This is a genomic window from Methanosphaera sp. (assembly GCF_016282985.1).
Taxonomy (GTDB): Archaea; Methanobacteriota; Methanobacteria; order Methanobacteriales; family Methanobacteriaceae; genus Methanosphaera.
Window position 1 is genome coordinate 1 of record NZ_JAEELZ010000114.1, and the last position, 12,200, is coordinate 12,200.

The 12,200-nt window shown below is 28.6% G+C and carries 10 protein-coding genes; 9 read left to right on the plus strand and 1 reads right to left on the minus strand.

The window, feature by feature from the left end; translation table 11 throughout:
* The first annotated feature begins 313 nt into the window (after positions 1-313).
* The 8 genes from QZZ11_RS06770 to QZZ11_RS06805 all read left to right on the plus strand — a co-directional run bounded on the left by QZZ11_RS06770 (position 314) and on the right by QZZ11_RS06805 (position 10,202).
* Entirely contained in the window at positions 314-1,618 is a 1,305-nt protein-coding gene (locus QZZ11_RS06770; protein ID WP_292474702.1) for a transposase, read from the plus strand.
* A gap of 477 nt (positions 1,619-2,095) precedes the next feature.
* A complete protein-coding gene (locus QZZ11_RS06775) occupies positions 2,096-3,178 on the plus strand; it encodes a phospho-N-acetylmuramoyl-pentapeptide-transferase (protein WP_292474704.1) in 1,083 nt (360 codons plus the stop codon).
* Positions 3,179-3,199: 21 nt separating this feature from the next.
* Positions 3,200-4,663, plus strand: a complete 1,464-nt coding sequence (locus tag QZZ11_RS06780) for a Mur ligase family protein (protein WP_292474706.1) — start codon at positions 3,200-3,202, stop codon at positions 4,661-4,663.
* 211 nt (positions 4,664-4,874) lie between these two features.
* On the plus strand, positions 4,875-6,317 hold the full coding sequence (locus QZZ11_RS06785; protein ID WP_292474708.1) for a Mur ligase family protein: 1,443 nt from the start codon (positions 4,875-4,877) through the stop codon (positions 6,315-6,317).
* Positions 6,286-7,854 (plus strand): Mur ligase family protein, encoded by a 1,569-nt coding sequence (locus QZZ11_RS06790; RefSeq protein ID WP_292474710.1) that lies wholly within the window; start codon positions 6,286-6,288, stop codon positions 7,852-7,854. The genes QZZ11_RS06785 and QZZ11_RS06790 overlap by 32 nt, the downstream gene beginning before the upstream one ends.
* Before the next feature lie 191 nt (positions 7,855-8,045).
* A complete protein-coding gene (locus QZZ11_RS06795) occupies positions 8,046-8,519 on the plus strand; it encodes a hypothetical protein (RefSeq protein WP_292474712.1) in 474 nt (157 codons plus the stop codon).
* Between the two features lie 59 nt (positions 8,520-8,578).
* Positions 8,579-9,796, plus strand: coding sequence for a hypothetical protein (locus QZZ11_RS06800; RefSeq protein ID WP_292474816.1), 1,218 nt, complete (start codon positions 8,579-8,581; stop codon positions 9,794-9,796).
* 40 nt (positions 9,797-9,836) lie between these two features.
* A complete protein-coding gene (locus QZZ11_RS06805) occupies positions 9,837-10,202 on the plus strand; it encodes a DUF356 domain-containing protein (protein ID WP_292474713.1) in 366 nt (121 codons plus the stop codon).
* Positions 10,203-10,212: 10 nt separating this feature from the next.
* Here QZZ11_RS06805 and QZZ11_RS06810 read toward each other — a convergent pair whose 3' ends face one another.
* Positions 10,213-10,722 (minus strand): multiprotein bridging factor aMBF1, encoded by a 510-nt coding sequence (locus tag QZZ11_RS06810; protein ID WP_292474715.1) that lies wholly within the window; start codon positions 10,720-10,722, stop codon positions 10,213-10,215.
* 230 nt (positions 10,723-10,952) lie between these two features.
* Here QZZ11_RS06810 and QZZ11_RS06815 point away from each other — a divergent pair, with 230 nt between their 5' ends.
* On the plus strand, positions 10,953-12,176 hold the full coding sequence (locus QZZ11_RS06815; protein WP_292474716.1) for a proteasome-activating nucleotidase: 1,224 nt from the start codon (positions 10,953-10,955) through the stop codon (positions 12,174-12,176).
* Positions 12,177-12,200: the final 24 nt, after the last annotated feature.

A 12,200-nucleotide genomic window follows, 5' to 3' on the forward strand; every position in this document is an offset into this window, starting at 1 on the left:
GAGTATCTGACAAAATTATCTTTTTATTTGTTTTTGTAATACTTTTTATCATTTTGACATTTTTTTGTTTATTATTATATTTATTTGATTATGGGTTTTATATTAGTTATCAGTTCCCCTTTTATTTGTTATCATGTCTGGATTACATTTATATATGTGTTTGTATAGAATATTATTATAAAATCATAAGTTTATTCAATAATTTTATAAATTATAAGTATATTTTATATTTTATGTTATTGTTTACTCTTTTATGATTTTTTTTTATAAAAATGGAATAATAAGGGGTGAAATTTTTTTTTAGTTATTTGTTATGTGTGTTAATGATAATTTGTATTTGACTAAGAGTATTCTGGTTCGTGGGCTTTCTAAGGAGCAGTTTAATGTTTTGGTGGATATTTCATCTAAACTTAATGATTTAAGAAATTATGCTGTAGAAACAACCTATTTAATTAAGAAAAGCGATGAAAAACATTATAAAAAAATAAATTATAAAACCATTATTAATAAAGTTAAATCTAAATATGATGATGTTTATTCTTTTATTCAAGCTCATTTGGCAAATGCTGCTATTAAAAAACATGTAGGTTCTTTTAATGGGTATGTTGCATTATTGAATAAAAAAATTGATAATGAATTTGATCGAGAGGTTAATAGTCCTAAAAAGCATGATAATCGTTTACATAATATTATTATACCGAAAGAGTCTATAACATCTTCTAAAAAGAAACTTGCTGAGGGTTTTATTGAATTACCTCTTAGTAGGAAATATAAGAAAGAATTAGATGATGTGAAATATAGGCCTAGGATTAAAATTCCAGAGGATATACGTGATAAAAAGATCATTCAGGTGGAAATAATACCAATAGACAATGGTAAAATGTTTAAGGCAAACTTTACTTATCAAATAGAAAAAGAACCACTCGGTTTGGATAAAGATAATGTTATGGGTATTGATCTGGGTGTTAATAATTTTGCAACACTGGTTACAACGGAAGGGACTCCATTTATTGTGGACGGGAGATTTCTAAAAAATCAAATAGCCTTCAAAAGCAAAAAAATAGCACATTACCAATCAATATTAAATAAACAAGGTCTAAAAAAATCCAAAAGAATAACAAAGATAAACACCACGTTTAAACAAATACAAAACAACTATTTAAATCAAGTCACCAAGTTTATACTAAGTATATGTGAAAAACAGGATATTGGTACAATAGTTCTCGGATATAACAAGGATTTTCAAAACCAAAGCAATATGAGACCACCTCAAAATCAAATATTCGCGCACATGGCATTCAAACAATTCAAAGAAAAACTAGAAAACAAATGCAAAATACACGACATAACACTAATAATCCAAGAAGAATCCTACACCAGCAAAAGCAGCTTCCTAGACAACGACATACTACCCAAATACCAGCCAAACAATAACAAATCTTATGAATTCAAAGGAACAAGAATAAAAAGAGGACTATACAAAACAAGTAAAGGAAAACTTATCAATGCCGATGTAAATGCTGCCGCCAATATTATACGTAAATGTAAGCAGAAATTCCATGTTGAACGACTGTATAAGTGGGTCCAGTACGCTCCAAGTAAAATTAAGCCCATTTAAACAATTTAGAAAAAAATTATGATTATGTCATAATTATTTTGTAATAATTGTTAGTTTGATTTTGCAAAGACAATCATTATTTTTATAAGATTAAAAGGATTATCCCAAAGGGAGTAATACTTTTTTTCTATCAAAAATAATTTTGTCAAGTACTCAATCTTCTGACTTATTTTTATTAACTTTTTTTAATAGTCCTATTTTTAAATTATTAATGATGATTTATTATTTTTAATATTTATTTGCAATATTTTGATTAGATGAGTATATGAAACTAAATGCAACGTATAGTCAATCAAATACAATTTAGGATTATATTTGGATTAAGAAAATTGTGATATTTTCCTTAAAATTATCTTGGATTATTTTTCTAATCTCATTTAAAGTATAGTTTTTTCAGAGTAGTTACTTATTTTAATCTTGAATTAAATAAATAATTAATATAAATTTATAGTTTTTTAACTTTAGGGGGTTAAAAATATGATTGGCCAAATGGATGTATTAATCTTTATAATAACGATTGTGGTTACTGCATTATTTACTGCAGTAGTTAGACGAGAATTGTTATTGGCAGATATTAGAGATAATCCTATTGTATCAGAACATAGGCAAAAAAGTGGAACACCAACGATGGGTGGTTTTGGAATATTAATTGGTGTTGCATTAATGGCTTTGGTAACGTTTACCTGGAATGCTGTCAGTTATTTGCATATAATGGTAATTATGATGTTTGTTGCCGGTATTTTTGGTATGTTTGATGATTTACTGGGATTTAAAGTTAAAGAATATCAAAAAGTTGTAAGAAACAATGGTGATGAACCAGTTAAAATAGGATTGTTATCTTTACAACCTGGTGAAGAAGCTAGAGTTGCTTCACCTCAAGCTAAAAAAGATTATGCAAAAATTGTAGAAAAGGATCATAAATTGGAATTAATTGATGAAATCCCTATTAAAACAGAAACTTCTGAAACATATAAATTATTTACTCAATTTATATTAGCATGTTTCTTGATTGTTCCTGGAGTTTTATCAACTAATATTAGTGGTTTTGAAATTGGTATTTTGATGATTCCTTTAGCAATTTTAGCAATTATTGGTTCAATTAATGCAGTTAATCTAATAGATGGTATGGATGGTTTAGCAGCAGGAATTATTGCAATTGCTTCTGTAGCATCAGCACTTTATTGTGGTGCAATAACGGGTTCCGTTGCATCATTACCATTTGTGGTACTTGCTGGGGCATGTGTTGGATTTTTAGTTTTAAATCATTATCCTGCAAAAATATTTATGGGGGATACAGGATCTTATGCATTAGGTACAGGTTATATGGTGGCAGCATTATTAGGAAATTCTTTAATTTTCTCAATTATTGCGTTAGCAGTTCCTATCATTTCAGTAATAATTAGTTTATTGCATAGGGCACATATAATTACATTACCTGTCGAACCGTTACATCATACATTAAATTATCATGGAATGTCAGAACAAAAAATCATATTGTTATATTGGGGCGTTACATTAGTTGTTTCAATAATCGCTTTATTATTATTTGGAATAATTTGATTTAATTATTGAGGAAATAAAATGAGTAATATCAACACATTGGATTTGTCAAAAAAGGTTGAAGGAAAGTTATATGGTTCAAATATCGAATTAAAGGGTAATTTTACTTTTCTTAACAAAGCATCTAAAAATGATATTGTTATAAGACATTGGATTAATGAAAAAGGTATTCAAATTGCCCATGATAAGGGAATATCTTGTTTAATTACACAAAATCCGCAAGGAAATTCGATAGATGTTGCAAAAGAATTGAATTTGCCATTAATAGTTACGGATCATATTGAATATGCAACTGCTTTTGCATTAAACACTTCCGTCAATAAATATGCTAAAGATGCATTTAAGATGTCTGTAACAGGTACGAATGGTAAATCCACTACAACTCATCTTCTTTTTACTATTTTTTCAGATTTGGGATTTAATACATATACAAATACTGATGCGGAATCTGAGGGGAATACTTTAATAGATCCAAGGGTATCTGATGAACTAACTGAATTTTATAATAATAATGGGGATATTGAAATAATTGCTTTAGAAGTCTCTGAAGTCCAAGGATGGGATGATAAATTAATGAAAAATCATTCTTGTCAAATGATTAATGCATTAGGTGCTGATGTAGCAGTAATTACTAATGCTTCTTTTGATCATATGAATTTAGTAGAATCCTTTGATGAATTATTATATGAAATTGGAGGGGCTGCTAGGGCTTTAACAAAACAAAATAAAGATACATTACTTGTTTTGAATAATGAAGATCAAAATATTAAAAAAATGTCAGAAATTGTTGAAAATAATTCAAATGTAAAAGTAATGTACTTTGGAGATTACGATTCTTCAAATTTATTGGATATTTCTTATAAAGAAAATGTTGGAATATTCTCTAAAGATAAATTGTATATTAAATATGATGATTTACCGTTTACTTCTTATCATTTTATTCAGGATATTATGGCCGCAATAGCAGTTTGCGAATATAAAGAATTAAATAAATATGATGTAATTTCTTCTTTAAAAAATTATAAACCATTGGCAAGACGATTCATAAAACTTAGAGAAAATCCGGTTATTATAGATGATTTTGCACATAATCCTTCAGGAATTCATTTAACGATTGAAAATGGCGCTAAATTGGGAGAACATCTTTATGTTATTGATGCTATTCGTGGAAGTCGGGGGGATGATATTAATGAGGAAATAGCCGAATCTCTTGTTGAAGTATTGGCTAACCGTGAAAATTATTCATTAATATTAACAACCAGTACTGATGTAGTAAATCATCTTAATACAGTAACTGATTCTGAATTAAGAGTATTTACCAATGTTTTAAAAGAAAATTCTATTTCATATGAATTATATGATACATTAGAAGAATCATTAATCTCAACATTTAATCATGCAAATGAATCCGATGTCATATTATTGTTGGGTGCACAAGGTATGGATCCTGCAAGAAATCTATTAGAACAAAATGATATAATTTAACCGCCTTATTTATTTTTATTTTTCTTTAATTTTAACAAAACAAAATAATATTAGAAATATTTCTTATTCTTTCTATATTTTCTGTTAAACACTATTTTTAAGTAATAATTACAGTTAGAAAAATATATTATTTATAAAAAAAAGATATGTAACTAAGATATTATATATTGATACTTAATAAATTTTTTGATAAAATAAGGAGTTGTTTTTGTTGAAATTTAAAAATTGTATTGTGATAGGTGCCGGAAATGCGGGACGACCTGTTGCTAGATTATTAAATCATCAGGGTGTTGATGTAACAATAGCCGATTCAAAAAAATATGAAGAATTTACTGAAATACGTCAGGATATGTTGGATGTTCTTAAAAGCGAAGGTGTTAAATTAAATTTGGGTGTTGATAATCCTAATATTTCTGAATATGAAGCAATATATCTTGCTCCAACAATACCTGAAACAGCACCAATTTATGAACAAATTAAAGAAAATGATATTACAATTGTCACCAGTAAAACAATAAGTGATTTGATTAACACTATTATCGATATGGATAAAATAGGTATAACTGGGTCATATGGTAAAACTACCACAACAACTATGATAACACATATTTTCAAAAAAGCAGGGTATAAAGTATACCAATGTTCGTCTATGAAATGGAATTTGGTAAGTGAAGCAATAGTTGATGATATTGTTCGAGGTGAATATAAAGGTGCAGATTTAGCAATATTAGAATTACCTCATGGAACTTTAGGTTTATTAAGTGATGTACAATTGAAAATGGGTGTTATTACAAATCTTCATCAAGAACATTTAAGTGAATTCGATGGTTCAATGCAAAGATATATAGATAGAAAATCTTTGATTTTAGATATGTGTGATAAGTTAGTTGCAAATATTCAATGTGCTGATTTACTAACATACAAAAGAGAAGATACTATTTACTTTGATTTTGAAAATAATAATAAGGATGCTGACAAAAACAAATACTCTCCTAAATATTTAGCTTCATATGATAAAGGTAATTATATTTTCAAAGTAGTTGGTGAAAATCCTTTTGAAAAAACAGATATAAATATTGATACTGTTGCTTCTTATAATTATGCAAATTTAACAGCAGCTATCTCTGTATGTTTGGAATATGGAATTTCATGGGATATTATAAAAGAAGGATTAGCTTTATTCACTGGAGTAAGTGGAAGAATGGAACATTTAGGTACTTTTAATGGTGTTGAAGCTTACTTTGATTCCTCTTGTTCTGAATTATCTATTAGACAGGCTTTAGATTTTATTAAAGATGAAAATATAATTGTTGTATTTGGTTGTGTTGATTCAACAACTATCCGAGATAATACTGAAAGTGGTAGGACTGTTGGAGATTATGCAAATATGGTTATTGCAACAGGATTTGTTGAAATAACTGGTGAATTACATATGGATTCTGCATTAGGTCTTTTAAATGCTATTGAAAATGATGATGTAATAAAATTAGCAGTTTGTACTGTTGATGAAGCAGCTGAATTGGCAATGAAATATGCTAAACCTGGTGATTACATAGTTCATTTAGGTATCGGAGGAACTACTTCTTATAATGAAGTTAAAGAAAAATTAATCAACGGATTAAATGAGGGTTGTAAACGATATGCAAATAACTGATATTAAGGAAAATTCTGTATTTGGCGTTATTGGTGTTTGTGGAGTTAATGGTAATTTAATTGCCAGAATTTTAATGGATCATGGATATAAAGTTCAAGCTACTGATATGGTGGATAAAGATAATTGTCGTTTTGGTAGTTCATTAAATGATTATCCAAATATGGAAATTTATTATGGTGAAATGCCTGAAGATTTTATTTCTTCATCAGACTATATAATTATGCCAACACAGTTAATAGAATCAAAATCTAATTTATTCAATAAAGTTCAAGAATTAGGTGTTCCAATATTAACTGTTGAAGATATTTTTAAATTATTTGAACCAGCACATCCAGTAATTTGTATTACTGGTACAAATGGAAAAACAACTACTACAACTTTATTAAAACATTTGGCTTCGGATAATGGATTAAAACCATGTGAACATAATTTAGCAAATATGCAAGGTAATCTTGCAGATATTCCTCCGTTACAGGCACGTTTAAATGGTGATTTAAGCATTTTAGAAACAGGAACATTTGGTTTTGAAGGAAGTTTAAACAGATTAATCACAAATTGTAAAGCAGATGTTGGTTTAATAACTAATATTACAGAAGATCATCTTACAAATAGTCATGACTTTTTAAATTATGCAAAAGTCAAAGGTGAATTTGTAGAATTACTTAAAAATAAGACTCTTATTGTAAATAGTGATGATCCAACAATCATGTCATTACTTAAAGAATTAAATTATGTTGGAAATTTAATAACTTTTGGTATAGATGCTAAATCATTTAGAAAATCAGTCAAACAGTGTTTTTGTGGTAATGATGTAGAAGTTTGTGAGTTTATAGCAGGCGTTGGTAAATATAATTGTGTTTGCGGAGTATCTTATTCACAACCTGATTATCTTGCAACTAATATTAATGATGAACATGATCAGTTTACTTTAGTTTGTAAAGATGGAAAATTTGATTTTAAACTTAAACTTAAAGGATTACATAATATTTATAATTCTCTTGGTGCAATTATTGTTGCTAACCAAGTCTTGGGAATGTCATTTGATGATATTAAAAAATCCCTCTTAAAATTCGGTGGCGTAAATGGTAGAATGCAAAATATTGGGGTTATTGGTGATAAAGAGATAATGATTGATTATGCACATAATCCTGCAGGTATTACTACAGTTTTAAAAGAATTAAAAAATATATATGGAATTATTGTCAATGTTATTACAACTTCTTCTGAATCGGGTATGGTTGGAGATATGGAAATATTGAATTGTTCAGCAGATTATTCCGATTATATAGTTCCTGCTTCATATAATGCTTATTTATGTGCTAAAGAAGCATTGGAAAAAGGGTTATTTGTTGATAAAATAATATTACCTGAAAATATGCCTACTGATGAAAAACAAGGTACTTTGGGAGCTACCGTTGAACAAGTATTATCGGGATTTAATAAATCTTTAGAAATTGATGCTGATTTAATAATATGTACTGGTGAAGCAGCCTTCAAATATAAAGATATTTTAATTGAAAAATATGATTTGGAGTAATTTATCCATAATTTTTTTTTTTAACAGAATCTTTTTAGGTTCTGTTATTTTTTAAAATTTTGCATTATCTACTTATAAAATAAAAAATATAATTATTATTTAATAATTATCTACTATAAACAAAGTGTAGTTAAATTAAAAAATTATACAAAAATTAGTTTTTTAATAATGCTTTTAATAGGGGTGAAATATTGTTTATAAAAGTTAGGAGAGATACTTTAATCATTTTGATTTTAGCATTTATTTTAATTTTATCCGGTCGTGCAATGACCTATATTGCATTTGCATCATCTGATAGTGTGGAAGATGGTGTTCCTATAGCAGGGGTAATGGTTAAAGGTAATGATATAGTACCTCTCTCTTCAATTAAATCAAATGTGGCAGCAGCTGGATTTAGGGATGGTAGTTATATAAAAGGGAATACTTTAATTACTTCTCAACGACAGTTATTGCTGTCAGATGCAATTAAAAATGCGGAACAATTAGTAAAAAGATCAACAATTCCTGGAACATCGATTGCTCCGATAAATGTTGTTGATATTCAAGTAGATTCAAATACTGGTAATGTAGTAGTAAATGTTGTTGAAGATTTTTCCGTAATAAAAGTTAATAATGTTAACAATGCGACAGCATCTCATACAGCTGCCGCTAATACAGAAACATAATTGGTGGTAAAATGAATAATCATTCAAAAATTGCAAAAATATCCGTTTTCTTGCTAATTATAATGTTATTCTCTTCAGTAGCTTCAGCAACAATGAACGTTGCAGTTATTACTGATCCTACAGGAAAAGATCCTAATGGATGTGCTGCAGGAAGTCAATCCTTTGCATCAAATATGTTTCAATCAACGTTCATATTTTCTCAAGAACACAAAACAGCTATATTGTCTGGGGGTGAAGGTACATCTGATGTACGTATTGCTGCAATTATCACAGCTTTAACACAACTTCAAGCAAACGCTTCACTTCAACAGATAGTAAGTGTTGCACAAAACTTTGAGGGTATACGTCTAATGGCAGTTAATCCTACGGAAGGTATTTCAGTAGGTGGGGATTTCCAAGTATATGTGGTTACAGTTGACAGTAGTAGCGCAATCAAAATCCAACCAGCAGCTGGTGGTGTAGTTTCTGTACCTGCTGGTACAAGAGGTGCAATTATTCACCTTCGTAATTCTGAAGGAAACCCTAAATCTGGAACCGCTGATAGAGTAAGATTACAAACAGCTATGAATATAGGTAAAATGATTAGGGATGGATATCCTGCAACAACTATTGTGGCTAAAGCATTTGAGGAAGTTGCAAAAGATTCTGGAGAAAATCACGGTGGGGGTGCAGTGAACCTAGTTTCTGGTGTTACTACTGGGGATATGTTTACACCTGAACAATTAAATGATGTTGGGTATGAAATGGATAAACCTTACAGTAAAGTAAGTAATACTGGGTGGAGTATTGGTTTCCCTGAAGCAAATAACTACCAAGTGTCTCCTGTAGATGGAAGTCCATTAACAACAATCTATGCTTATGATGCACTTAAAAATACAATTACAGTTACTGGAGATCATCCATCTGTGTCTGTATATGGTTCTGATAAAAGAGGATTGTCTGAAGCAACTGCTGATATAGTGTCTGCATCAGTTACCAGAAATGGTTATGATCCTGTTGCAATTACAAGATCAATTAACAGAGCGATTGATAGTGGTACTTTAGTTGGTGTTGAACATATAGATACATCTGATTTAAATGTTAAAGAAAATATTAGGGCAGTAGGGGTATATTTCACACCTGCAGCTAATGGAAGAACATCACCCGCATGGAATTTACCTATAAATTCACAAATATTTGATGTATTAGGAAATGTACAAACAATTATAGGAATATTGTTAATATTATTAGCATTATTTAGAAGTACTTTGATTAAATCATTCTTTAGAAGACGATAATCTTCTATCTTTTTTTTATTTATTTTTTAGGAGTTTATTTATGGCATTAATTTTAATAAGAGCAATGAATAAGAAAAAAGCTTTAAATGTTTTAGCTGATTTAGAAAGACATGCAAAATTAAACATTGTAGGTAAACCAAAATTAATCTCATCGGATAAAGTTTACGATGTTACAAAAAGAGTTATAAAACAAAAACCACGTGATGATATTAAAGTCCCTGTTTTAGTTCAAGTTAAAGAGGATACAACAGTTAGTATTTTAAATATTAAAAAAACTCATCCTCCGGCACATGTTATAGTGATTAGTGAAGAATATCCGGAATATGATGATTTATTAAAAGAATTTAATAAAGCAAAAGTATTTGATGGTTATTATTCTTCAAAAAAGAAAAAAGATAAAAAATAGTTATATACTTTTATTTTCTTTTTATTCTAGCTATATCTCCAATTGTTGCTTCTTTAAACCGTCTAACATCTTGGAATTCTCTTTCATCACTATCCGTTTTTTCTATTATTGATATGTTGAGAATTTTTTCAAGTTTTTTAGCTATTTTTTCATCTGGAACCATTTTTCCATTTTCAATTTTATGGATAACTGATTCTCTTTCGTACATTTGTTCTCCAAGTTGTTTTTGTGTCAGACCTTTTATTTCACGTTTTTGTCTAATAATTTTTGCATAGTCTTCTACTAATTCATATTCTTCTTCTTTTGTTTTTCTTGAATATGCTTGATTTTTCGGTCTGTTGTTGTAATTGTTACGGTTATTATTATTTTTTCCTTTTGGTGTTCGTTTGTTTGTTGGTTGTGGTTTACTTTGAACTTTACCATATCGAGAACATTCTTTACAAGTAACCATTATGGAATTATCAATTTTAGTTTTATAAGGTTCTCCTTTAATTTCGCTTCCACATATTTCACAGTTCATTTTATTCACTTAATTGATTTATTATATAATATTCTGTTTTTTAGTTAAAATATCTTTTTTGTATATAAAATTTCAAATTCATTTATTTGATACATTTTTTACAAATAATTTAATAATGATGAATTCTTAAACTATTAATGTAGGAATAATTATATTAAAAAAACAAAAAGTTAGAAAATTTGTTAATCTGATTTAAAGTTTAAAGATTCAATTTAAAAGGAGGGTACTTGATGCAAGAATCAGGATTTGATACTAATATCCAAGATGAAAAAGATTTAGAATTATCTAATTTATTGGATAAACATGAGACAATTGAACGAAATTTAACCTGGGAAGTAAGAAAATTAGAAAAAGATAAAGTGTTATTAGAAAATGAAAATTTAAGGTTAGATCGTGAAGTTAAATCATTAAAAAGTGAAATTAGTCGATTTAGAACACCACCATTAGTATTAGCAACAATTTCTGAAATATTGGAAGATAACCAAGTTGTTGTTAAAAGTACTACTGGACCTTCATTTTTATTAAAATATGCAGATAAAGATGCAGATAGGGTTGAAATTGGTTCTAGAGTAGCATTAAATCAACAAACATTCAGTATTGTTGATATATTAACTTCAGAAAAAGATCCATTAGTATCTGGAATGGAAATAGATGAAGCACCAGACATATCTTATGATAAAATAGGTGGATTAAAAGAACAAATAAGAGAAACTATAGAAACAGTAGAACTTCCTCTTAAAAATCCAGATATCTTTGAAAAAGTTGGTATTACACCACCAAAAGGAGTATTGTTTTATGGACCACCTGGAACGGGTAAAACTTTACTTGCTAAGGCAGTAGCACATGAAACCAATGCAACTTTTATAAAAATAGTAGCATCAGAATTTGTTAAAAAATATATTGGAGAAGGTTCACGGTTAGTACGTGGAGTATTTGAATTAGCAAAAGAAAAATCTCCAGCAATAATATTTATAGATGAAATTGATGCAATAGCAGCAAAAAGATTACAAGGTTCAACTAGTGGTGACAGAGAAGTTCAAAGAACACTCATGCAATTATTAGCAGAAATGGATGGTTTTGAATCTAGAGGAAATGTAGGTATTATAGCTGCTACGAATAGGCCGGATATTTTGGATCCTGCTTTAATACGTCCTGGAAGATTTGATAGAATTATAGAAGTACCATTCCCTGATGAAGAGGGTAAACTTGAAATTCTAAAAATCCATACTAAAAACATGACATTGGATTCAGATGTAGACTTAAGTATTATAGCTGCAAATGCAAAGAATGCTTCAGGAGCAGATTTAAAATCAATTTGTACGGAAGCAGGTATGTTTGCTATTCGTGAAGACAATTACAGTGTATCTGCTAAAAACTTTGAAGATGCATTAGATAAAGTTTTAAACAAAAATAAAAATACAAATGAAAAAGAAGCCGGAGTAATGTATCATTAATTGATACATCTCTAACTTTTTAAA